22 protein-coding genes are annotated in these 24,306 nt (G+C 46.7%); 19 read left to right on the top strand and 3 right to left on the bottom strand.

Going from position 1 to position 24,306, the window contains the following annotated elements; genetic code table 11:
• The first annotated feature begins 23 nt into the window (after positions 1–23).
• The 6 genes from AC4PGZ_RS10620 (at position 24) to AC4PGZ_RS10595 (ending at position 6,801) form a co-directional block, all read left to right on the top strand.
• Positions 24–1,283 carry an L-cysteine desulfidase family protein gene (locus AC4PGZ_RS10620; RefSeq protein WP_492158597.1) on the top strand — a complete coding sequence of 420 codons (1,260 nt, stop codon included), beginning with the start codon at positions 24–26 and terminating at the stop codon, positions 1,281–1,283.
• A 12-nt stretch (positions 1,284–1,295) separates the two neighbouring features.
• A complete protein-coding gene (locus AC4PGZ_RS10615; protein WP_492158596.1) occupies positions 1,296–3,092 on the top strand; it encodes a sigma-54 interaction domain-containing protein in 1,797 nt (598 codons plus the stop codon).
• Between the two features lie 70 nt (positions 3,093–3,162).
• Positions 3,163–4,524 carry an S-layer homology domain-containing protein gene (locus AC4PGZ_RS10610; protein ID WP_492158595.1) on the top strand — a complete coding sequence of 454 codons (1,362 nt, stop codon included), beginning with the start codon at positions 3,163–3,165 and terminating at the stop codon, positions 4,522–4,524.
• Between the two features lie 56 nt (positions 4,525–4,580).
• Positions 4,581–5,846 (top strand): CAP domain-containing protein, encoded by a 1,266-nt coding sequence (locus AC4PGZ_RS10605; RefSeq protein WP_492158594.1) that lies wholly within the window; start codon positions 4,581–4,583, stop codon positions 5,844–5,846.
• Positions 5,847–5,976: 130 nt separating this feature from the next.
• A complete protein-coding gene (locus AC4PGZ_RS10600; RefSeq protein ID WP_492158593.1) occupies positions 5,977–6,147 on the top strand; it encodes a hypothetical protein in 171 nt (56 codons plus the stop codon).
• Positions 6,148–6,366: 219 nt separating this feature from the next.
• Positions 6,367–6,801 carry a VOC family protein gene (locus AC4PGZ_RS10595; protein WP_492158592.1) on the top strand — a complete coding sequence of 145 codons (435 nt, stop codon included), beginning with the start codon at positions 6,367–6,369 and terminating at the stop codon, positions 6,799–6,801.
• 75 nt (positions 6,802–6,876) lie between these two features.
• Here AC4PGZ_RS10595 and AC4PGZ_RS10590 read toward each other — a convergent pair whose 3' ends face one another.
• Positions 6,877–7,710 carry a nucleotidyl transferase AbiEii/AbiGii toxin family protein gene (locus tag AC4PGZ_RS10590; RefSeq protein ID WP_492158591.1) on the bottom strand — a complete coding sequence of 278 codons (834 nt, stop codon included), beginning with the start codon at positions 7,708–7,710 and terminating at the stop codon, positions 6,877–6,879.
• Positions 7,707–8,300 carry a type IV toxin-antitoxin system AbiEi family antitoxin domain-containing protein gene (locus AC4PGZ_RS10585; protein ID WP_492158590.1) on the bottom strand — a complete coding sequence of 198 codons (594 nt, stop codon included), beginning with the start codon at positions 8,298–8,300 and terminating at the stop codon, positions 7,707–7,709. The genes AC4PGZ_RS10590 and AC4PGZ_RS10585 overlap by 4 nt, the downstream gene beginning before the upstream one ends.
• A gap of 145 nt (positions 8,301–8,445) precedes the next feature.
• Here AC4PGZ_RS10585 and AC4PGZ_RS10580 point away from each other — a divergent pair, with 145 nt between their 5' ends.
• From AC4PGZ_RS10580 to galU, 13 genes are all read left to right on the top strand, one after another.
• Positions 8,446–9,204, top strand: a complete 759-nt coding sequence (locus tag AC4PGZ_RS10580; RefSeq protein WP_492158589.1) for a polyphosphate polymerase domain-containing protein — start codon at positions 8,446–8,448, stop codon at positions 9,202–9,204.
• Positions 9,198–9,881 carry a DUF4956 domain-containing protein gene (locus AC4PGZ_RS10575; RefSeq protein WP_492158588.1) on the top strand — a complete coding sequence of 228 codons (684 nt, stop codon included), beginning with the start codon at positions 9,198–9,200 and terminating at the stop codon, positions 9,879–9,881. The genes AC4PGZ_RS10580 and AC4PGZ_RS10575 overlap by 7 nt, the downstream gene beginning before the upstream one ends.
• A 4-nt stretch (positions 9,882–9,885) precedes the next feature.
• Complete coding sequence (locus AC4PGZ_RS10570) at positions 9,886–11,178, top strand: carbohydrate-binding domain-containing protein (protein WP_492158587.1); 1,293 nt, start codon at positions 9,886–9,888, stop codon at positions 11,176–11,178.
• A gap of 104 nt (positions 11,179–11,282) precedes the next feature.
• The gene (locus tag AC4PGZ_RS10565; protein ID WP_492158586.1) at positions 11,283–11,795 is read left to right on the top strand and encodes a ferritin; all 513 of its coding nucleotides are present in this window, start codon (positions 11,283–11,285) and stop codon (positions 11,793–11,795) included.
• A gap of 109 nt (positions 11,796–11,904) precedes the next feature.
• Positions 11,905–13,155: an efflux RND transporter periplasmic adaptor subunit gene (locus tag AC4PGZ_RS10560; RefSeq protein WP_492158585.1), complete on the top strand. Its 1,251-nt coding sequence runs from the start codon at positions 11,905–11,907 to the stop codon at positions 13,153–13,155.
• Position 13,156: 1 nt separating this feature from the next.
• Positions 13,157–14,311 (top strand): ABC transporter permease, encoded by a 1,155-nt coding sequence (locus AC4PGZ_RS10555; protein ID WP_492158584.1) that lies wholly within the window; start codon positions 13,157–13,159, stop codon positions 14,309–14,311.
• Positions 14,304–15,113 carry an ABC transporter ATP-binding protein gene (locus tag AC4PGZ_RS10550; RefSeq protein ID WP_492158583.1) on the top strand — a complete coding sequence of 270 codons (810 nt, stop codon included), beginning with the start codon at positions 14,304–14,306 and terminating at the stop codon, positions 15,111–15,113. Before AC4PGZ_RS10555 ends, AC4PGZ_RS10550 begins: the two co-directional genes overlap by 8 nt.
• Positions 15,098–15,775 (top strand): response regulator transcription factor, encoded by a 678-nt coding sequence (locus AC4PGZ_RS10545; protein ID WP_492158582.1) that lies wholly within the window; start codon positions 15,098–15,100, stop codon positions 15,773–15,775. The genes AC4PGZ_RS10550 and AC4PGZ_RS10545 overlap by 16 nt, the downstream gene beginning before the upstream one ends.
• Before the next feature lies 1 nt (position 15,776).
• Positions 15,777–17,327 (top strand): sensor histidine kinase, encoded by a 1,551-nt coding sequence (locus AC4PGZ_RS10540; protein WP_492158581.1) that lies wholly within the window; start codon positions 15,777–15,779, stop codon positions 17,325–17,327.
• Between the two features lie 97 nt (positions 17,328–17,424).
• Positions 17,425–19,275 (top strand): sensor domain-containing diguanylate cyclase, encoded by a 1,851-nt coding sequence (locus AC4PGZ_RS10535; RefSeq protein ID WP_492158580.1) that lies wholly within the window; start codon positions 17,425–17,427, stop codon positions 19,273–19,275.
• A gap of 25 nt (positions 19,276–19,300) precedes the next feature.
• Positions 19,301–21,250 (top strand): diguanylate cyclase, encoded by a 1,950-nt coding sequence (locus tag AC4PGZ_RS10530; protein ID WP_492158579.1) that lies wholly within the window; start codon positions 19,301–19,303, stop codon positions 21,248–21,250.
• Positions 21,219–22,517, top strand: coding sequence for a glycosyltransferase family 2 protein (locus AC4PGZ_RS10525; RefSeq protein ID WP_492158578.1), 1,299 nt, complete (start codon positions 21,219–21,221; stop codon positions 22,515–22,517). Before AC4PGZ_RS10530 ends, AC4PGZ_RS10525 begins: the two co-directional genes overlap by 32 nt.
• On the top strand, positions 22,514–23,377 hold the full coding sequence (gene galU / locus AC4PGZ_RS10520; protein WP_492158577.1) for a UTP--glucose-1-phosphate uridylyltransferase GalU: 864 nt from the start codon (positions 22,514–22,516) through the stop codon (positions 23,375–23,377). The genes AC4PGZ_RS10525 and galU overlap by 4 nt, the downstream gene beginning before the upstream one ends.
• Here galU and AC4PGZ_RS10515 read toward each other — a convergent pair.
• On the bottom strand, positions 23,374–24,129 hold the full coding sequence (locus tag AC4PGZ_RS10515; RefSeq protein ID WP_492158576.1) for an exodeoxyribonuclease III: 756 nt from the start codon (positions 24,127–24,129) through the stop codon (positions 23,374–23,376). The two genes, galU and AC4PGZ_RS10515, sit on opposite strands and share 4 nt — an antisense overlap.
• Positions 24,130–24,306 lie beyond the last annotated feature (177 nt).

Here is a 24,306-nt window from a genome sequence, read left to right as displayed (position 1 = left end):
ATATTATACAGGAGGAAATAATCATGTTTGAAAATTTCATAGATATACTTAAAGAGGAACTGGTTCCGGCGCTTGGATGCACTGAACCTATAGCGATAGCATATGCAGCGGCAAAAGCCAGAGTGGTGCTAGGGGAGATGCCTGATTCAATGACGGCGCACTGCAGCGGAAACATAATAAAAAACGTCAAGGGCGTCACAGTTCCATCTACAGGAAACATGAAGGGAATCGAGACCAGCGCAATCCTCGGAGCAGTAGGCGGAGATGCCTCAAAAGAGCTTGAGGTCCTTACCTCGGTAAGGCCGGAGCATGTAGAAAAAACCAGAGAACTCCTTGAGCAGAAGATATGCAGCGTGACCCTTGCAAAGGGCGTGGAGAATCTATTCATAGAGATAACTGCTGTAAAAGGAGATAAAAGCGCGGTAGTCACTATAGCAGACAGCCACACCAACATAATAAGGATACTGAAGGACGGCGAGACCATTTTTGAAAAGGATCAGAGAGCCGTTTCCGCCCAGAAGAAACTGGACAGATCAAACCTGAGCGTAAAAAACATATATGAATTTGCAAATACTGTAGACATCGAATCCGTAAAACCGGTACTGGACAGACAGATAAAATGCAACATGGAGATAGCGAATGAAGGACTTAAGAACAAGTACGGAACAGCTGTTGGAAAAACTCTGCTCAAATATGACTGTGACGAGATAAAGACAAGAGCAAAGGCATACACCGCGGCAGGATCAGATGCGAGGATGAGCGGCTGCGTGCTTCCCGTAGTTATAAATTCAGGCAGCGGAAACCAGGGAATGACGGTCTCGATTCCTGTAGTGCTTTACGCAGAGCACATAGGAGCATCTCAGGAAAAACTTTACAGAGCCCTCACCCTGAGCAATCTCCTGGCGATACATCAGAAATCAGGAATAGGCAAGCTCAGCGCCTACTGTGGAGCCGTGAGCGCAGCATGTGCATCAGGTGCTGCAATAGCTTATCTTGAGGATAAGCCGCTTTCAGTCATAGAAGACACCCTTACAAACTCACTTCTCAACGTTTCAGGCATAGTATGCGACGGAGCCAAGCCTTCATGCGCAGCAAAAATAGCATCCTCAGTAGATGCGGCATTCATGGGATATCACATGGCACTCGAAGGAGACAGATTCTCTCCTGGAGAAGGCCTTGTGACATCTGATATAGAAAAAACAATAAAGAACATAGGCCTCATGGCCAAAGAAGGAATGAAAGAAACCGATGTAGAGATACTGACCCTTATGATCAGCGAATAACAGGAGGAAATATTGGAACTTAAGGATATTCAGTCGACCGTACAGCAGATAGCCGAGGCGATATCGAGCGTCATAGAGATAGACGTAACGGTGACAGACCGCAGCCTCGTCCGCATAGCAGGAACAGGAAAATACAAGGCCCAGATCGGAGAAAAAATATCCCAGAGCGGCGCCTTTGCCAGCTGCCTCAGGGACAATTCGGCATATATAGTCGAAAACCCAAGAGAAGCTGAGGTTTGCAGTGACTGCAGCGTCAAGGACACCTGCACGGAGTGTGCGGAGATGGTAGCTCCTATAACCGCAGGAAATAAAGCAGAGGGCGCGATAGGGCTCATTGCCTTCGATCAGCAGCAGAAGAAAAAGCTCCTCAAAAACGAAGCCGGCATACTCAGCTTCCTGCAGAAGATGTCCCAGATGATAGCCGCGACTCTGACAGAAAAAGAAAAGACTTCTCAGATCAACATACTCGCAGGCCAGCTCCAGACAGTCATGGACATAATGGACAAGGGCATCATAACCGTCGACAGCATCGGAGACATAAAATACAAAAACAGCATAGCCGACAGCATGCTGGGGATAACGCAGCAGAGATTCAGAAATATCCAGGAAATAATAAATCATACCAGCATAAAGGACTTCAGGCTCGGGAAAAAACTGAAGAGCAGGGAATTCGAATACCGCCACCCGTCAGGAAAAGTGACCGGCGGCATAATAAGCACGAAGATAATCGAGAGCGAAGAAGGCACGCAGTCCTCGGTCTTCATAATACAGGAGATGCAGGGCCTCATAAAGTCAGCCCGAAGCCTCATATCAGCCAACATAGCGACCCCTTTTGACAACATAATCCACAAAAGCCGCATAATGGAAGACACCATAAAGCTTGCAAAAAAAGCTTCGCAGAGCAATTCCACGCTCCTCATAACAGGAGAGAGCGGCACAGGAAAAGAGCTTTTCGCAAGGGCAGTGCATTACGCCAGCGACAGAAAAAGCGAGCCCTTCATAGCCATAAACTGCAGCGCCATACCCGAAAATCTCTTCGAGAGCGAGCTCTTTGGCTACAGCGAAGGCGCCTTCACAGGAGCATCAAGAGGCGGTCACCCCGGCAAGTTCGAGCTTGCAGACCGAGGAACCCTTCTTCTCGACGAAATAGGCGAAATGCCGCTTCACCTTCAGCCCAAGCTTCTCAGAGTGCTCCAGGACGGAAAAGTAACGAGAGTAGGAGGGAGCCGCCAGATTGAAGTTGACGTCAGGATAATAGCCTCCACCAACGTAAACCTTGAGGAAAAGGTAAGAAACCGGGAATTCAGAGAAGACCTCTACTACAGGCTCAACGTCATACCCCTTGACGTACCTCCGCTGAGAGCGCGAAGAGAAGACATCGGGATAATGACCAGTACCTTCATAGAAAAATTTTCACGCAAGCTCGGCAAAAAAGTCGAGGGAGCAGAAATCAGCGTGCTCCAGGCGATAGAAGCATATGAATGGGAAGGAAACGTGCGCGAGCTTGAAAATGCCGTGGAATATGCGGTCAACATGTCAGAAGGAAGCATTATATCCCTCAGAGACCTCCCGCCAAAGCTACAGGAAAAAGGTAAAGACAGTAACAATCAGCAGGGAATCGAGAAGGTCGCAGCGGAGCAGTCAGAAAAACAGAGGACAAATATAATGAACCTCGAAGAACTCGAAAAAATGGAGATAGAAAAAGCCATGATCTATAGAGAAAATCACGGCCTGACAGTGGATGAGATGTGCGCTATGCTTGGAATAAGCCGCGCAACGCTGTACAGAAAGATAAAGAGAAATAAGTAAACCGATATGGACTAAACTTACTATTATCTGTAAAATAGAGGGTAATAAAAACTACATAAAGGGGGTTCATATGAAGAACAAAATATTACTATTCACACTGTTTTTTACGCTGGCATTCAGTACTTTCTCTTTTGCAATGTCAACAGAGTTATCAAAAGCAGAGTCCACAATATCCCAGTTAGAGGTATTAAGAACAGAAGAGAACAGGGTATCCAAGTCACTAATAAGTGAAATGGCGAGTGGGCTATTAGAGTTAGAATCAGCAGTAAGGATGTCAGGCAAGACAGCAACAGCAGAGGTGTATTCCGTTTTAGACAGAGCAGAAAGTGTCTTAAAAGGCGTACCAGATAGTTATGCAGAGGTACAATCAGCAAAGAAAGCAATAGAGACAGTAAGAACAAGTTTAGGTGTAAGTGCCTATATAGAAGAAAAGAACACCAGTGCAAAGGCAGTAGCCCTATCTGATATAAAAGGTCATTGGGGAGAAGCCAATATAAAATCGCTTGTAGCAAGAGGTGGAATAGCAGGTTATCCAGACGGTACATTTGGTCCAAACAAAACAATAACCAAAGCCGAGTTTGTGACCATAGCTGTAAAGAGTCCATTAAACGGTCAGATATCAGGTTCAGTAGGACCTCACTGGGCTTCAGGTGCATTTCAGTCAGCAAGGGATAATAATGTACTCTTACTGAATGACTTTCCTGAGAGTGAGTGGAACAAGCCAATCACAAGGTATGAGATGGCATATGTAATGATAAGGGTAACAGAGAACATAATGAAAGAGCAAAGTGTAAGCACAACAGATGTAGCCAAGATAATGAGTGACTATCAGGAAGTGAGTAAGCAATCAAAATATAAATACTATGTAGAGCAAGCCTTTATGAAAGGTTTAGTAGGTGGTAAAACCACAGATGGTTTATATGATGGTAAAGCGAATGGAACACGAGCAGAAGCAGCCACAATGATAGTAAGGATGTTAGAGAAATCAGAACGAGGGGTAGTCGATACGAACAAGGTAATCACTTCAGACAAAGTAATCAGTCTAACAGATGGCAGCAGACCATTAGTACCAAAGCCAGGTGATACAGTAGTCAAGGCAGACGGTACAAAAGTTGTATTAAAAGTAGGTCCAGCGGGTGTTTTAGGTGAAGGTCAAGGGGTAGATTACTATTCAGGCATAACATTTGCCAATGGTTATGTTTTTGGTCCAAATGAGTTAGGACTTCCTTCCATGGGTACAGATGGTCAAACCTACTTAGTAGACCCACGAACAGGCGAAGGACACTTTGCATTAGAGTGGAATGCAATAAGAGGTTATTATGCAGATGCCGCTTTTAAGGAGTATGGACACAAAGCAAAAGTAGGTACAGTATACAAGAACATTGTAATGTATGACGGTACAGGATGGCAGTGGTTAGGACCAGTAAACTAATAAATAGTTACTATAAAAGAAGAAAGGGTATAACTTAACAGTTTAAGGGGGTTAACATGAAAAAATCAGTATTACTTATTTTTACTCTCATAATGATCCTGGGGAGTACAGGAAGTGTATTTGCACAAACCCTAACTATGATACTCAGGGACAATGAGGCAGTATGGGTAGATGTAAACAGCAAAGAGGCAAAGGATTATTTTGCGAGGGTAAATGCTTATACTATTCCTCCTGAGGAGTTAGAGCGTGAGGTTAAATCTTTAAATAAAAAAATAATTGAATCTGAGCCAAAAGAAGTACAGGCAAATCCAACAAGTGAGAAGATAACAGTAGACGGAAAACCTGCGAGTTTTCGTGCCTATAACATAGGTGGGTATAATTATTTTATGCTTAGAGACTTAGCTCACATATTTAATGGTACCATGGCTCAGTTTGAAGTATTATGGGACCAGTCAAAACAAGGTATAAATTTAAAAACCAATACACCTTACACTGGAAAAGGTGAGGGTTTTGACATGAAAACCCCTCATGTGGCAGAAAAAGGTTACAAGAGCAGGGCAACAATCTACAAAAATGGTAAAGAATCAGTTATGTTAGCTTATACAATAAAAGGCAACACATACTTTAAGTTACGTGACTTAGGCGATGAAATGGGATTTGGTGTAAAATGGGATGACAAAAGTAAGACATTAGTATTGCTTTCAGACAAGGATGCCGAAATACCAGTAGTAACACCAGACCCAACAGAAGTATCGGAAAAAGAGGAAGAATGGGACCCATTCAAAGACTACAACCCCTTTGAAATTGTCAAAGTAGACTTAAGTGAAGTAAAAGGAGCAACAGAAAGTCAGAAGCAACAAATGAGAGAAGAAATGTTGGTATTAATCAATAAAGCAAGAAACGAAGTAGGAGCAGGCCCATTAGTATTAGATAATAATTTAATTAACATGTCAGAATACAAAGTAGCCGATATGGTAAAAACGGGTAAAGCAAATCATGAGGGGACTTATGGTAGTATATTAGATTTAGCAAGGATGTTCAATGAAGTAAGTGTAGGTGAGAATGTATTATCTGGTGGTATGAGTGCAGAAGATATGTTTACTATGTGGTGGAACTCACCTGGGCACAAAGCAAATATGTTGAATCCAGAATATAAGAGAATAGGTATAGGTTTTGCAGAGCAGGAAGCCTTAACAATAGCAAGGGCAAAAGTATATAAAGATTTAGAAAAATTGGCGCATAAGGTAATATATAATGAACCAACAGGGTTATATCATATTTCTACAATGTCTTATTGGGGGGCACAGAACTTTGGATTTTAAGAGATACTAAGCTGAAAGGAAGGTGATACCTTCCTTCTAATATATAAATTGGACACGTATGGAGAACATGCCCAATTTATGTTATTATTTGGGCATGTAAAGATAATATGTCCAAATAAGGAGGTCCAAGGTGTACAAACTGCCGTTGAATGTTGATATAAAGGAGATGACGAGTGAAACATCTGTATCTGATTCAGCAAAAGAAGTTTTAAGGTACAGGACTGCAATTTCAAACGGTTTTGAAGAGCTCAAAGCTAAAGGCTTTATAAGCATAAACAGCCTGATTGATATTCAGGAGTGAGTTGAAGCAAGCAGGGCTGGCATTCGGAAATTGCCGGGTACCGTAATAAAAAATACTCTTACAGATGAAATCGTACACACTCCGCCTCAAAGTGAAGAGGAAATCCCGGATTATCTGAAAAATCTTGAAGAATATATAAATACAGATCAACGTCGCATTATTCAACCTGATGGACAAATGGTAAGTATACAATCTTTTGCAGAAAACGGAGGAAAACCCATGAACAAGATCACTTGCATATGCCTGGGAGTCAGAGATATGGAGAGCGCTGTAAAATTCTACAGAGACAGCCTGGGATTCGAAACAGAGGAAAAAAACAATAATCCGGATGTTATATTCTTCAATACGCCCGGGACAAAATTCGAGCTCTACCCGTTAGAACTGTTGGCCAAGGATATAAGCGAAGAAGATCCTCCTCAGATTTCCAGCGGTTTTTCGGGAATCACTCTGGCCTATAACGTAGAAAACAAGGAAGATGTAGATAAGGTGATAGAAAAAGCCAGGGCAGCGGGAGCCAGAATCGCAAAAGAACCGCAGCCAGTTTTCTGGGGCGGTTATCACGCATATTTTGCCGACCTTGACGGATACTACTGGGAAGTAGCCTGGGGACCAAACTTTAAATTTGATGAAAAGGGAATGCTCGATTTTGATTAAAAACAATATATACTGCTTTTACAAAAATACTTATATTGCACATGATATAAGTATTTTTGTATTTTTAGATAAAACTCAGCTCAAAAAACCAATCAGCTTTACAAGCGCATCTACAGTGTTTTCGTAGGCAATGTCTTTTGCATACATGTAGTTTTCTGAGTACTTTGTCCATCTGTCTCTGAGCGCGCGGCTGCTTCTGATTATTTCTATCCTGTCTCTTATATCACTGAATATATGTGCTGTATTTCTATGATTTACAGTTTCTTTCAGTGCCTCGGCAAAGATAGCTCCGTCAAATTTCTGGGTATTTACCAGTATATAGACATCATAGAAGTCTCTGGGCCTGGTATTCAGCTCGCCTCTGTTCAATATGGTCTCTACCTTCTCAGCAAGAACGGTTTCAATATTATATGCCCATATTCCTATGGCAGATTTTTCGAATATCATCTTGTAAAGATACAATACTTCATGCGGGGTTATGGCATCACCTGTAGTTATATCGATTGAAAGCGGGGTAACTATTGTATCATAAGTTGCTTTTAGCAATACTCTGTAGCCGCCGTACATGTCATCATCCCTTATAGGCTCTATTCCTGAGAAAGAGAAAACTACATCATCAGGAATTTCTATGTTGCAGATTTCGCTTATTGCCTTTGTCAGGGAATCTGCAGATATCGGATAGTTTTTGACAGTTGCATCCATATCCATTGTAGAGCGGCTGTCGATGCCCACAATTGAAGCGATAAGCATACCGCCTTTTAGGATGAAGTTGTTTTTAAAATCAGATTTTGACAGTCTTTCTAAAAACCTTTCGAACATATAGTTCTGCAATATGGCTTGTGGTGATACATTCTTTTCCTTGGACAGATTTCTTATCCTTGCTTTCAGGCTCATTGCATTTCCGTTCATAGAAGCACCTCCATATAAGTGTGTAAAATATTTTCCACATCAAGCCTGCGTGCATATTCTGAAAGCAGAATGTAATCCAGGCTGTTTTTCTTTACGGCTCTTTTAAGGGCATCTGTCACAATCTGAATGTCCATTCGATTCCTGCTTCTTAATACATCGCATACAGTTCTTTCGACGTTATAAAGCTGGACGCTGTTTCCAAATGTAGTTTTTCCTTCGGTCACACCCATGAGATGAAGATCTTTTTTTATATAATAAATTTTAAATTTCTCACTTATATTGTTTACGACCTTATATCCGCTTGGCACCGTTGCAGAATTCTCAAAAGGAGTTCTGTCAGACAGGCCATGCAGAAAGAGTGCAGTTTCATGTGAATAAATAAGGTTAGGATATTTTCTCTGCATTATATACATTTCATCCTCAAGCGCATCTGGCAATAAATATATGCCCCTTCCCGCTCTTTCGATTTGCCCTTCTTGAACCATCATCGACAGGTAAGCCCTCGGTATATCGTAACTGTTCAGATCTGAACTCAGAATAACTCCGTTTTGTTCATTCATTATTTTTTCTATGATTTCAATATAGTTCATGCTTTCACCTCCTGTTTACAAATATACTTATATTGTACCCGGAATAAGTATATTTGTAAACAAAACTTTCACCCATTGTTCACATTCCCGACATATAACAGTCAGAAAAGTCCTGTATCATGTAATCATGAAGGAGGCGGTAAAGATGTCAATAAGTACATTCAAGAGATACGAAAAAAAATACATGCTAAACGAAGCTCAGTACAGAGAGCTCGCTCAGGCACTCTCGGAGCACATGGTATGCGATGCCAACTGCAGGGACGGAGCGATGTACACCATATACAATGTCTATTACGATACCGATAATGACGAGATAATACAGAAATCGCTCTCAAAGCCATACTACAAGGAAAAGCTCAGGATGAGGAGCTATGAAATCCCAGAGAGCGGCGATGCCAGAGTATACCTCGAGCTCAAGAAGAAAATCGGAGGTATAGTCAGCAAGAGGCGGGTAGCAATGACCTTCAGCGAGGTCGAGGCCTTCGTCGAAAAAGGGATCAGGCCCGGGAATCAGGACTACATCAGCCGCCAGGTCACGGGCGAGATAGAGTTCTTCCTGAAAAATCATACCGTATCCCCCAAGGTATTCATAGCATACCAGCGAAACGCCTATTTTGACAGAGAAGACAGCAGCTTCAGGATAACCTTCGACAGCAGCATAAGAACGAGAAGAACCAGTCCGCAGCTCAAATTCGGTGACTTTGGCCAGCTTCTCCTCAGCGAAGGGACCTATCTCATGGAAGTAAAAACCTCAGGCGCGCTGCCGCTTTGGCTCACAGCAGAATTCTCAAGGCTTGGCATAAGATCACAGAGCTTTTCAAAATACGGAACTGAATACAAGAGCAGAATAAGCTATATCAAAAAAGAAAACTATAATAAGGAAGAAGGAAGGATAATATGTTAGACACACTGCTTACATCAACGGCCGCAGCAGAAACCATCACCATGAGCGGGACGGTAACCATAATACTCTCATCTCTGGCACTGGGGCTCTTCATCAGCCTGATATACAGGTTCACAGAAAGAGAAAGGGGAGCCTCAGCCTCATTCGCAGTAACGCTCATAATGCTGCCATCCATAATAGCCATGATAATCCTGCTCGTAGGAAACAACGCAGCGAGGGCCCTCAGCCTCGCAGGAGCCTTCAGCATAATAAGGTTCAGGAGCGCTCCCGGAGATCCAAAGGACATCGGATATATATTCTTCACCCTCGGAGTCGGACTGGCCTGTGGAATGGGATACATCCTCTATGGAGCCATATTTGCAGCAATACTGTGCGCGGCGATGGTAATACTCACCCAGACCGGATACGCGCAGAAAAAATCAGGCAGCATGCAGCTTAGGATAGTGATCCCGGAGGACACGGACTACCAGCACCTCTTTGACGACATATTCGCCAGCTATACAGACAGCTTCAGGCTGGAAAAAATAAAGACAGCGGACTTCGGGGCCCTGTTTGAGCTCCATTATGCAGTCATGCTCCCAGAAGATATAAATCAGAAGGAATTCATAGACAGCCTGAGATCCAGGAATGGCAACCTCAACATCACACTAAGCCTAAAACACACAGAAAGTTGGTAGAAAAATGAAAAGAAAAATCATAACAGCATTTCTGCTGGCCTCAGCAGTAATCATAGCATCATCAGGATGCAGCTCCCAGACATCAGGGAGTTCAGGCACATCATCATCTCAGGATGCAGACGTAAAAAAGATAGTGCTCTCAGGAAGCACTGACCAGCAGATAACCACAGGCGGAACCTATTCCCTCAGCGGAAGTCTGAGCGACGCAAAGCTTGTCATAGACACCGATCAGGAAGTATATCTTCAGCTTGACGGGGTCACCATAAACAACACCAAAGGGCCGGCAGTACAGGTGGAAAACGCAAAACAGCTCACAGTCTCAGCAAATGAAGGCACAAAGAACGAGCTCTCAGACGGAGGCACCGATGAGATGAACGCGGCCTTTTTCAGCAATGACACTGTAATATTCGAAGGAAAAGGCGAGCTCAGGATAAACGGCAACAACGAGCACGGCGTGGAATCCGATGACGATATAATCATAAACGGATCAGACATCATAATAAACGCAGTCAACGACGCCCTCCATGCCACCGACAACATAACCATAAACGGAGGAAACGTGACCGTAGAGAAATCCGAAGAAGGCATAGAGAGCAAGAATGACATCATCGTAAACGGAGGAAATGTAAAGGTAAACTCAAATGACGATGCTCTGAACGCTTCAAATGACATAACGATAAATGGAGGCGAAGTTTACGCAAACGCATCAAAGGGTGATGCCATAGACTCAAACGGAACCATCCACATCACAGGCGGAACTGTAACTGCGATAGGAGCAGACATGCCCGAAGCCTCGATAGACTGTGACGGAAACAACCTCATAATAACAGGAGGAACGATAATCGGAGCCGCAGGAAGCACCAGCATGCCCACATCCGAATCCTCAACCCAGCCCTCAGTAATCCTGGCAGGAGCCGCCAAGGGCGAGACCATATCGATAAGCGATGAATCAGGAGAGCTGATGACATTCACAGCTGATAAAAGCTTTTCCACCCTCATTTTCAGCTCGCCTGAGATATCACAGGGAGAGAAGCTCACTGTAAAGGTAGCAGGCAAAGAAAGAGAAACCGTGACAGTTTCGGCTATGGTCACAAACCAGGGCGGCAGCGCAGGCATGGGAGGCAAAGGCGGCTTTGGCGGAGCAGGTGGAAAAGGCACAAGGCCGGAAGGAGACAGGCCGCTTCTTCCAGATGGAACCCAGCCGCCATCACCTGATGGAGCAGAGCCAGCAGGAGATCCTCCAGCAGGAGCGCCGGCTGAAGGAGAACCCGCGCAGACAGCTCCAGATGCGCAATAAATGAGTGACAAAATTCGTTTGACATGTGCTATAATGGGTATAAGTTATAAGACTCTTTAAACAAGCAAATAAAATTCTTACAGGAAAAAGAGAGGGGAAAAAACATGTTAAACGAAAAAGTATCAAAATTACTCAACGAACAGATCAATCATGAGCTTTACTCAGCATATCTTTACCTTGATATCTCAAATTACTACAAGGACAACGGCCTCGACGGCTTTGCGAACTGGTACAAGATCCAGGCGCAGGAAGAAAGAGACCATGCAATGCTTTTCATGGAATATCTTCAGAACAACGGATACAGAGTTACGCTTGATGCGATAGCAAAGCCTGACAAGGAATTCGAGGGCTTCAAGATGCCACTTGAGGCAGGGCTCGAGCACGAGATAATCGTAACAAACCTCATAAATGCGATATACAGCCAGGCTGCGGAAGTTAAGGACTACAGGACGATACAGTTCCTTGACTGGTTCGTAAAGGAGCAGGGAGAAGAAGAAGCCAACGCAGAAGCTCTCATCAGAAAGATGGAACTGTTTGGAGCAGATCCAAGAGGGCTTTACCTTCTTGACACAGAGCTTGGAGCAAGAATATATGCACCGCCATCACTTGTTCTGTAAAAATCAGGCTACGTTATGCAGATAAATTACCCCCGACGAGCAAATCTCTTCGGGGATTTTTTTCCATAAATACTGATACCCGGATATACAGATATGACGAGGAGCAACCATGAAAAGAAAGACAGTAATCATAATAGCAGGACTGGCACTGGCAGTGTCAGCCGCAGCATATATGGCAACGAGGCCTGAAAAAGCAGCCTGGACGACTCCCGTGAGGCAGGATTATGTGCAGAGCGTGCTCGCGAGCGGGGAGATAGCCGCGGACGAATCCCTAACGGTGATTTCCGAGGCAGCCGGAAAGCTGACGAAGGTAGGCTTTGAAGAAGGCGGTCAGATTGAAGCATCAAAGACAATTGCAGAGCTGGATTCCCAGGATCTGCAAAACAGCATAAATGAAAAGACAGCGGCCCTTTCTGCGGCTCAGAGCAATTATAACGCAGTAGTGACAACAAACTATCAGGTAGCCGTGCAGGAATTAAACAAGCTAAAAAAAGAGCTTGAGATCCAGAAGCGGGATTACGAAAAAAACCTTGCCCTTTTCCAGGCTGGAGCCATATCGGATTCCGAGCTGCAGAAGCTTAAGGATGCCATATCAAAGCTTGAGACTGATCTCAAGGCCTCAGAGATAAGGATGAAATCATATGCACCGGGCGGAAGCGAGGCTGCAAAACAGGGCGCGCTCGTAGCGCAGGCCCGCACAAATCTGGAATCCAGCCGCAGCGATGCGAGCAAATATAGCATAAAAGCACCTTTTTCAGGGGTAGTTGTCCAGAAATTCGTAAGCGAGGGACAGATAATCCAGAGCGGCGCAGCTATAGCAGAAATAGCAAAATCAGGAAAGAAATACGCAGAGATAAAGATAGATGAAAAAAATGCGGTATACGTAAAACCGGGTCAGCCGGCATATGTGTATCCTTCCTCAAACCCTGACAGAAAGATAAAATCACAGGTAAGCTGGATATCTCCGGTAGTAGACAGAGCATCCGGCACTATACTCGTGAAGATAGAGATCCCCGAGTCCGCAGCATCTGACTTCCTGCTCTCCATGACCGTGACCGCAGAGCTAGTCACCGCTGAGTTTCCTCAGGCGCTCGTAGTCGATGCGACATACGTGGCAAGAGATGCAGACTCAGGCCATGTGTTCGTGCTGGATAACGGCAGGGCGAAGCAGGTATATGTAAAAGTGACAGGCGAGGGCGCATTCGTGATGATAGAGCCAGTGAGCGGCCTCCAGGCAGCTGCAGGCGAAAGTCAGCCAGAGACTGAAGCTCCAGTTCTTTCAGAGGAAAGCATACTTCTCTATCCTGAAAAACTGAGCGACGGCGACAGAGTAGAAAAGCAGGAAAACGGAGGAAACTGATATGCCATATGAATGGAAGATCGCAATAAGATTCCTCACCGACGGCAAGGCACAGACCTTCTTCATACTCCTTGGGATAGCAGTGGGGGTAGCAGTCCAGATATTTCTAAACTCCATAATAACCGGAGTACAGGAAAACCTCCTGGACAACACCATAGGTACCAGCTCCCACATAACCATAGCGAGCAGCGATGCCGACTCCAAAAACCGCATAGACCAGTATGAAAAAGTGCTCGAGAGGCTTGATATAGACAAGGACATAATCAAGGCGTCCCCCTCAGTCGATGGAAATGCATTCCTGAAAAAGGCCGACAAGGATACCTCGCTCATCGTAAAGGGAATCGAGCTTGAGAGAGCCGACAGCATATACAATATAAAGGACAGGATGGTATCAGGAGCAGCCCAGATAGGCGCCAACCAGATTCTCATAGGAAGAGACCTTGCAGAGGAATATGAACTGGAAGCCGGAGGAGCGGTAAATCTCACCATGCCCGACGGTTCCATCCAGAGCTTCATAGTCGCAGGGATATTCGACCTCGAATCCGCAAACATAAATGGAAGCTGGGTGTTCATGGATATAATGAGAGCCCAGAAGCTCTACGGCCTCAGCGGATACGCGAGCAGGATAGAGATGCAGGTGAGAGAGCCGTTTGAAGCAGACCTCAAGGCCGCAAAACTCGCAGGCTCATTCCCGGGCCTGAGCGTCGAAAACTGGAAGCAGCAGAACGCGCAGCTCCTTTCCGCGCTGAGCAGCCAGTCGAGCTCGTCCTACACCATACAGGTGTTCGTGCTTATTGCCATAGCGCTGGGGATATCCAGCGTGCTCGCAGTCTCCGTAGTGCAGAAATCAAAGCAGATAGGCATACTCAAAGCCATGGGAGTCACAGGCAGATCAGCCAGCAGAATATTCATCATACAGGGGACCCTGCTCGGCTTTGCAGGAGCAGTAGCGGGCATAGGGCTTGGAGCCCTTCTTCTTGAGTTATTCAGGATTGGCACCGCATCGAGCGGAGGCCTTGGATTCTCGCTCGACATAAAGAGAGAAAACATCATCATAGTCCTTGCGGTAGCTACATTCGCAGGAATGGTAGCAGCCTTCGTTCCAGCAAGGAATTCAGAAAAGCTCAACCCGATGGAGGTAATTCGTAATGGTTGATAAAAATAAGGTGAAAAACAGCAGCAGCGAGGCGCAAAACGGCAGCAGCGAGGCGCAAAACGGCAGCAGAGAGACAAAAAATGGCAGCAGCGCCTCCCCGCTTTTTGAGATAAAAAAGATCACCAAGGTCTACGGCGAAAAAGTCAAGACCCAGGTGCTCCATGGAGTGGATCTCATTCTTGAAAAAAAGGAATTCGTCAGCATAATAGGACCCTCCGGATGCGGCAAGACCACGCTCCTCAACATACTTGGCACCCTCGACGGCGCCACCTCGGGAGAGATTATATTTCAGGGAAGAAACCTCACTTCGATGAATCCGGACGAGCTCGCAGACTTCAGAAACAGGAACCTCGGATTCATATTCCAGTTCCATCACCTTCTTCCGGAGTTCACCGCGCTCGAGAACGTCCTCATCCCTACCTGGATAATGGACAAAAGGTCCAACATGAAGCACAGGGAGAGAGCCGAGTTCCTGCTCGAGACAGTAGGCCTCAAGGAACAGATGAACAAGAAATCCACAGACCTGTCGGGAGGACAGCAGCAGAGAGTGGCAATCGCGAGAGCCCTTATAAACTCCCCGCAGATAATACTCGCAGACGAGCCCACAGGGAACCTCGACACAGAGAGCACAAATCAGGCATACGAGCTTTTCAGGAAGATCAATTCCGAGCTGGGCACGACCATGCTCATAGTTACCCATGACAGCGGCCTTGCGGCAAAATGCGACAGAGTAATAAAGATGAAGGACGGAAGAGTAGAGAGAGACTGCAGAACGGATGTGGTAGAATGTATAGAATTTTAGTAACAGATGACGAAGAAAAGATAAGAGCCCTTATAAGAAAATACGCCCAGTTCGAAGGTCATAGCGTGACCGAGGCAGGCACCGGCATGGAAGCGGTAGAGCTGTGCCGCAGGGAAAGCTTCGACATAGTGATAATGGACATAATGATGCCGGACCTCGATGGATTTGGCGCCGTTAAGGAAATCCGTAAATTCAGCTCCGTACCGGTCATAATGCTCTCCGCGAGAGGTGAGGAATACGACCGCATACACGGCTTTGAGACTGGAGTCGATGACTACGTGACAAAGCCCTTCTCCTCAAGAGAGCTCATGATGAGGATAGACGCCATAATGAAGCGGGTGAGGCATTCATCCGAGGATGAAAAGGCCCATGACATATATCAGAGCAGAGGGCTCACGGCCGATTTCACGGCAAGAAAGATAACAATAGATGGAGTCGAAGCAGACCTTACCCCAAAGGAATACGACCTTATCTTCTATATGATAAAAAACCGCAACATAGCTCTTTCAAGAGAAACGCTGATAACCAGTGTCTGGGGATATGACTTCTTTGGCGACGACAGGACCCTGGACACGCACATAAAGAAGCTCAGGAAATCCCTCGGAAGCTGCAGTGACATGATAACAACTCTCAGGGGAGTTGGATACAGATTCGAGGGCTGATATGGAAAAACCGCAGAAAAAAAATAAGCCGGGCTTCAACCTGAAGAAAGGCCTTAGCTTTAAGAATGACTTCAGCCTCAAGTGGAAGCTGTTCATGTATCTTCTGAGCTTCAGCGCGATACTTCTTATAATCCTCTGGCTCTTTCAGATAGCCTTCCTCGATGAATTCTACAGGCAGGTAAAAACCTCGGAGCTCAGAAAGACCGTAGCAGAGGTTACGGATCATATAAAAGGCCCGCTGTACTCGGGCGAAGACTCGGAGCTTCCGGCTGTCGGAGAGCTTTCTTATATGGAAACTCTTTCGGATATGCAGGCAGTCGTGAGGGAGCGGGATCTTGATATAGAGATAGTAGACAGCAGCGGCAATACGTTGTTCTCGGCGCAGGGGACAAGAGAGCCCATCCTCAGCAGGATATCGGCGCTGGACAAGTATGACATATACGATCAGACGATAAAGAGCGGAGGAAATCTCACGGGATTTCTCAGCCGCCATGACGAGCTTCCCCTACAGGAGGGAAGGCCTCCGTTTGTCGACAACATCATATACTGCGAGATACTGAGCCTAGAGGACTCCCAGAGCATCATGATAATGGCGAGCACGCGGATAGTGCCGCTCGATGCCACTACAGATACGCTCCGTACCCAGCTGTACTTCATAACCGCGCTGATGATAATATCCTCAGTAGCGCTTGCATTCATGATTTCAGGCAGGATAGCGAGGCCTATAGAGAAAATAAACAAGAGCGCAAAGCTTCTCTCAAAGGGAAACTATGATGTCACCTTCAGCGGAAAAGGCTACAAGGAGATAAAGGAGCTTTCAGACACGCTGGCCGTGGCGGCCACAGACCTCGGAAAGGCTGAGAACTACAGGCGCGAGCTTCTTGCAAATGTATCCCACGACCTTCGCACTCCGCTTACCCTGATTGGAGGATACGCAGAGGCCATGAGAGACCTCCCGGGAGAAAACAACGCCGAAAACGCGCAGATAATAATAGATGAGACCAGGCGCCTCGCAGAATTCGTAAACGACATGCTCGAGATAAGCAAGCTGCAGTCAGGAGCCCGGGAGCCGATCCTCAGGAGGTTCAGCCTCACGGATATGCTCGCGTCGATGACCTCGACCACGGCAGAGCTCCTGAGGGTAGAAGGCTACGACATCAGCTTTGAGAAGAGCGATGAGGATATCTATATAGAGGCAGACGAAAAGATGATATCCCAGGCATTCTATAACATCCTCATAAACGCAGTCAACTACACAGGAAGCGACAAAAGGGTGACCGTGAGACAGGTCCGCCTGCCGTATTCAGCTAGGATAGAAGTCTCAGACACGGGAGACGGAATTTCCGAGCAGGAGCTTCCGCATATATGGGAACGGTACTACAAGTCAGACAAATCCCACAACAGAGCTGTAAAAGGAAGCGGTCTCGGCCTCTCCATAGTCAGATCCATCGCAGAGCTCCACGCAGGAAGCTGCGGCGCAGGCTCAGAGCCGGGAAAAGGCAGTACCTTCTGGATAGAGATACCGCTTTATGATCATTCAGGCCCCGCATAAGCGGGGCTTTTCTGCGTACGAAATTAATCCGTCAAAATTATATCAAAATGTTCAGTTCCTCACGAAAGCATGTTATAATTAGGTATCAGGTTAGGGGGTGTCAGAACTGATAAGGAGAGAATACGCCGAGAGATACATAGAAAAATATGAAAAAAGCAAAGCCGCCGGAGACGTGATGGCTCAGATAACCTGCTGCTCAAAGCTGGCATGCATATTCAGCCATTTCAGCATGTATGAATACGCTGCGCAGTGGGCCAAAAGGGGGCTCAAAAAATGCGCGGTTCATGAAAACAGGGATTTTGTGCCGGCGATCAGGCTCCAGATGCTGGAGATATTCAGCCGTATCTGCAACACAAAGCACAACAGCAAGCTGTTCTGCACAAAGGAATTTGAGAAAAGGATGGAGGAGCTGCTCAGCTATGATGCCGTGTTCTCATCTCTGGAGCTGGCAAGGATACACCTTCTCAGGACTGAAAAAAGCCTCAGAGAAGGCGCTGCAGAAGAGGCGGCAGTCCATCTCGGGCTCGCAAAATCAGAGCTCGGCTCAGACAATTCCCTGAGGGTATCTGCGGTCACAGACAGGATATACCTGTTTGACTGCATGGTCAGAGCCAGCAGGGCTCAGGCCGCGATAATGGTATTTTCAGAAGAAAGAGCTAAGCATAAATGCGGAGACGCAGCCCTGATGCATCTTGAAGAAGCGCTCAAAGCCGCGGCAGAGCTTGGAAACAATCTCTACCAGCATGAGATAAACAGGGAGATTGCCGCAATATATCAGCATAGAGGCGACTACATGAATGCCCTCAGATATCTCGAGAACTCATCCTGGCACAAAAAAAGCATGATAAAGGACCAGAGCCTCATGGCGCTCGTCCAGAAAAGATACAGCAAGGTAAGGCAAAAAGCCAGAATATATGAAAAACAGCATGCAGATATAGACAGAATATACTCCATATGTCAGAAAATCAGCTCAAGGCTTGAATATGACGAGATAGTAGAGATCCTCTACAGCGAGGCCAGGCAGCTCTTCAGCCTCGACATCCTCCTGCTTGCACAGTACGACTCCAAAAACGCGAGGATAAACAGGGCAACCTATGTCGAGAACGGGAAGACAAACCGCATCGAAGGCTTCGCGACAGGCGAAAAATCCACGGTGGGAGAGCATGTGCTGAATGAGAGGGAGAGCATACTCATAAATGACAGAGACAGTGAATATTCCAGATATATAGATCAGGCGAAGCAGAGCAGCTTAAAGGAAGGCAGGCCATATCCGCAGTCAATGATATACTGCCCGCTTTTCATAGGCGAGGTATCCACGGGATACATAAGCATACAGAGCTTCAGCAGAGGCACATACACAGCCGAAGACGTATACAAGCTCGAGACCATAGCGGCCTATCTTTCGATAGCGCTTGAGAACTCAGACCTTTATCACGCCATAGAGCATTCTGTGAGCCATGACTTCCTGACAGGACTGTCCAGCCGCAGGGAGATATTCGTAAAGGGCAAAAAGCGGTATTTTGAATGCGTCACCTCAGGCAGCCCCTTCTCGCTGGTAATGATAGACATAGACTATCTCAAGAAGATAAACGACGCCTACGGGCACAGGACCGGAGACCGCCTGCTTACAGAGGCTTCGGATATAATAAGGCTGAATTCCCGCGCAGGGGACATAAGCGCGAGATACGGAGGAGAGGAGTTCATACTGATCCTTCCGGAGACAGACATAGAAGGCGCCAGCAAGGTCGCTGAGAGAATAAGGGAGCAGTTCGAGAATCATGCATTCTGTTCAGAGTGCGGCCAGGAGATATCATTCACGGGCAGCTTTGGGGTATATCAGTACGACACTTTCAAAAACGAGGAATTCGAACACGGGCTGATGGCTGTGGACGAAGCCCTCTATCAGGCAAAGAAAAGTGGCAGGAACAGGATTTCATACATGAAATAATATAGGGCATTAATTGGGGGACAATATGGAAAGTGCAGCATATTTTGAATTTGAAAGAGACTTTGAATTACTGACGCAGGATGAAAGCCACATAGAAGAAATAACTGCAAGAATAAGGGAAAACCTGGTAAAGGACATCGAAAAATCCGAAAAGATAATAGATCGCCTCCTCGAGGTAACAGAAGCAAACGGACAGAAGATGGCGAATGCCCGCGCTAAATATCTGAGGAGCATGTGCCTTACAGAAAAGATGCAGTACGCACAGTCCAAAGTTTACGCAAAACAGGCCTATGAATATTTCAGCAGGACAGAAAATACAGCCGCCACCATAGAAGCCTGCAACGAGATAATGCTTTCGAGCATGCTTTCGGAGCTCTACGTCGAGGCGATAAACTGGGGAAACTTTGCCCTCGAGCTGTGCGAAAAAGAGCAGGAATACAGATACACCTTCATAACCGGCGTAAACCTTGCCTATGCATACGAAAGGCTCGGAGAATACAAAGAAGCCAATGAGATGCTGAGGAGGCTCGAATCCTTCCAGGCAGAGGGAACGGACATGCACCGCTTTGCACTCTGGATAAACATGGCCCACAATGAGATATCTCTGGACAACCTGAAGGAAGCAGAGCGCCTGGTAGAAAAATGCACCGAGGCAGCCATCGGAGGGGGTTACGAATGGGACGTTCCTGAGCTTGAATGGATAAAAGGCCGCATACATGCCAGAAGATATCAGTTTTATTCCGCAGATGAAGCTTTTTCAAGAGCAGTCCGTGAATCCGAAAATACAGGCAACCTTTCCCTTGTCCCGGAGATCCTCATAGACTGGGGAGAGCTCGAAATAAAGAGATACAGATATGACGAGGCAAAGCAGAGATTTCTCGATGCAAAAGAGGCCCTGTCAGAAGAAAATTCGGGAAGAAAGCTTCAGCAGATATATACAGGCCTTGCAAAGGTAGAAAAAAAGCAGAACAACTACAAAGAGGCATATGAATACTTCATCAGGGCACAGGAGCTGTTCGACATGGAGAACGAGAAGAACAGCCACATATACATCGCAGGCATGAAGATAAAGCAGGCAGAGAGGCACACGAGATTCGTAAGGAACATGACTCGTGAACTAAAAGAGCTTGCGGAGATTGGAAAGGCTGTCATATCAGACTTAAACAGCGACAAGATCCTTAATACGGTAAACTGCGAGATATGCAGATATATGCATTCAGATGATATTGTGGTAGAATTTGCAAAGAGCAGAGAAAAGCTCGCATCTCAGAATACCTCTCATTCAAGGTCCTCAATCAGTGCAAGAGTGATGGCCGGAGAAAGAGAGCTCGGAATACTGAGGCTCAGCCGAAGCAGAGAAAAATCCTTCAGCTCAGCAGATTACAAGAAGCTGAGGATAATCGCCTCATATGTAGGCATAGCCATGGAAAATTCAAGATTTCTGGAGGCGACCAGATATGCGGCGGATCATGACTTTCTTACGGGGCTTCTCACGAGAGAGCGCATAATGAGCATAGCAGAAAAGGCCTGCAGGGATTTTGCTCACAGAGGAGGAAAAGGGCCACTCTCGATAGCGATCGCAGACATAGACCATTTCAAGACTGTAAACGACAGCTACGGCCATCTGAGCGGAGACCACGTAATCGCAGATGCAGCCCGAATACTAAAAAATGAATTCACAGAAGCAGCCTTCAGCGCCAGATACGGCGGCGAAGAATTCCTCATACTGCTTCCAGACAAATCTCTTGCTCAGGCAGTGAGCCTCGCACAGGCTGCAAGAAAGGCGATCATGGATTCATGCGTCACCGCAGAGGACGGAAGGAAGATCAGATATACGGCAAGCTTTGGAGTATACGAGTTCACGGCGGACGCTTCATATCTTGACCACGGCATAAAGCGGGTGGACGAAATGCTCTACAGAGCCAAACAAAATGGAAGGAACCGTGTTGAATATAATGGAGATATCAAGTATTAACATAATGGAAACAGTAAGGATAATAAGGATGGCCATAACGGTCGGGCTGTTCATCTACTCGATGTACTTCCTGACGATATGCCTGTTCTCCTTCAGTCCCAATCCGGAGTATCCGCAGACGGACAGAAAGAGAAGGATAGCGGCTGTGATAGCGGCGAGAAACGAAGAGGCAGTCATAGCCAATCTCGTGGAGAGCCTCAAGAGGCAGGACTATCCGAGGGACAGGTATGACATAATCGTAATACCCAACAACTGCACAGACAGCACCGAGCAGGAGGCAAGGCGCAGCGGGGCCGAGATATTCACCTGCAAAAGGACCATAAAATCCAAGGGCGACGTTCTTTCGGAGTTCTTTGACCACATGCTCTCTCTTGATGAAGATGAGCGCTACGACGCCTACTGCATATTCGATGCAGACAACCTCGTGGACGAAAAGTTCCTGGATTCCATGAACAGGGCGCTCGAGGCAGGCGCATACTCGGCCCAGGGCTACAGGGACTCCAAAAACCCTTATGACAGCGCAGTCTCAGGCAGTTACGCGATATACTACTACGCGGCCAACAGATTCTTCAACCAGGCAAGGAGCCGCATAGGGCTCTCGGCCCTCATAAGCGGCAGCGGCTTCATGGTCAGCCATGAGCTCATACAGAAGATGGGCGGCTGGGTCACCCACACGATGACCGAGGACATAGAGCTCACCACAAAATGCGTGCTCATGGACTGCAGGGTGCACTGGGTACCTGATGCCATAATATATGACGAGCAGCCTCTGAGCTTCGAGCAGTCATGGATGCAGAGAAAAAGATGGACCACCGGACTTATACAGGGCATAGAGAGCTACTTCTGGCCCCTGATGAAAAAAGCCTTCACAAAGCTGAGCCTCAGCAGCTTCGACATGATGATGTTCATGTCAGCGCTCGCGAGCCAGATCCTTTATATAGTAGCGATAATTCTTACGGCAGTAATAGACTATGAGCTCGTAAAGACCGGCAGCATGAGCCCAATGTACGTATTTTACAGGCTTTCAGGCGCTGTGGCGCTTTCGTACATGTTCTGCATGATGATGAGCACGATAGCCGTCATAATGGCTCACCGCAAGCCACACAAGATGCGAAAGGGGATACTGTTCTTCTGGGCATTCGTATTCAGCTGGGTTCCTATAAACATAATATGCATGATAAAAAAAGAGACCGTATGGCGCCATATAGACCATACCGTCGCAGTAAAAATAGATGACCTCCAGGCAGACGAAAGGAAAGAGACATGAAGATAACCAAAGCGGTAATCCCGGCGGCAGGACTTGGAACGAGATTCCTTCCGGCCACCAAGGCACAGCCCAAGGAGATGCTGCCGATCGTGGACAAGCCGACGATCCAGTACATCATAGAGGAAGCCGTAAAGAGCGGCATAACCGACATACTCATAATAACCGGCAGGAACAAGCGGGCCATAGAGGACCATTTCGACAGGTCCATAGAGCTCGAGCTCGAGCTTGAATCAAAGGAAAAATACGACCTTCTCGAAGAAGTCAGATCCATATCCGAGATGGTAAACATACAGTATGTAAGGCAGAAGATGCCAAAGGGCCTTGGCCATGCGGTGCTCTGCGCAAAGAGCTTCGTCGGAAACGAGCCCTTCGCAGTGCTCCTGGGAGATGACATAGTCGACTCTGAGGTGCCGTGCCTCTCTCAGCTGATGAAGATACATGAGACCTTTTCGGCGAGCGTGCTCGGAGTCCAGCAGGTGGATGAGCAGGACGTCAGCAAATACGGCATAGTGGACGGCAGGGAGCTCACCCCGGGCATATACGAGGTAGAAAACCTAATCGAAAAGCCATCCTCAGAGAGCGCACCGTCAAACATAGCGATACTCGGGAGATACATAATATCTCCGGCCATATTCGAGATCCTCGAAAACACCGAGCCGGGAGCAGGCGGAGAGATACAGCTCACCGACGCCCTCAGGGAGCTTGCATCCAGAGAACAGGTGCTCGCATACGAATTCGAGGGAAGAAGGCATGACGTGGGAGACAAGCTCGGCTTTCTCCAGGCGACCGTAGAATTCGCGCTAAAAAAAGAAGACCTCAGAGACAGCTTTACGCAGTATCTCAGAGATCTTATATGTTAAATTTCAATTTCAAGCATTACAGGGCAGTGGTCTGATCCGAGAATAGCGGAGTGGATCTCTGCCTCTTTTATTTTTTCCTTCAGCCTTTCAGAAACGCACCAGTAGTCGATTCTCCAGCCTGCATTCCTGTCTCTGGCCTTTCCAAGGTATGACCACCACGAATAAGCGCCCTCGGCATCAGGATAAAGGTACCTGAAGGTATCGATAAACCCTACGCCTAGCAGCTCCGTCATCTTGCCCCTCTCCTCATCCGTAAACCCGGCAGAGCGCCTGTTGGTCTTTGGATTCTTGAGGTCTATCTCATTGTGCGCCACGTTGAGGTCTCCGCAGAAAAGCACGGGCTTCTTCTCGTCGAGCGCAAGCAGGTGATTCCTGAAGGCATCGTCCCACACCATGCGGTAATCGAGCCTCTCGAGCTCCGTCTTGCTGTTCGGGGTATAGCAGGTCACCACATAATAGTCCTCGTACTCCGCGGTTATCACTCTTCCCTCATTGTCATGCTCCTCGATTCCGAGGCCATAACTCACAGAGATCGGCTCCTTCTTAGAAAAAAGCGCCGTCCCGGAGTAGCCCTTCTTCTGAGCATAGTTCCAGTACTGGTGGTAGCCGGGCAGGTTCAGATCTATCTGGCCCTCCTGCAGCTTGCTTTCCTGAATGCAGAACACGTCCGCATCCACATCGTTGAAATAGTCCATAAAGCCCTTATTCACGCAGGCCCTTATTCCGTTCACGTTCCAGGATATCATCTTCACAGGCATTCTTCCTTTCTGTCTCAAACATCATATTCCATATTCAAAAACCATCCGCATGGAGCGCGAATGGTTTTACCAAATTTATGTCAATTAAATTTTCAGAGGGCACACATTACCCTGACTATATTCTATAATATACTGAGGAGATATGCAAGACCATTTATTTTTTTAACAGAT

It is taken from the genome of Proteocatella sp. QWL-06 (genome assembly GCF_058684135.1).
Note: the sequence above shows the minus strand (reverse complement) of the source record. Positions and strands in the feature narration are given on the sequence as shown.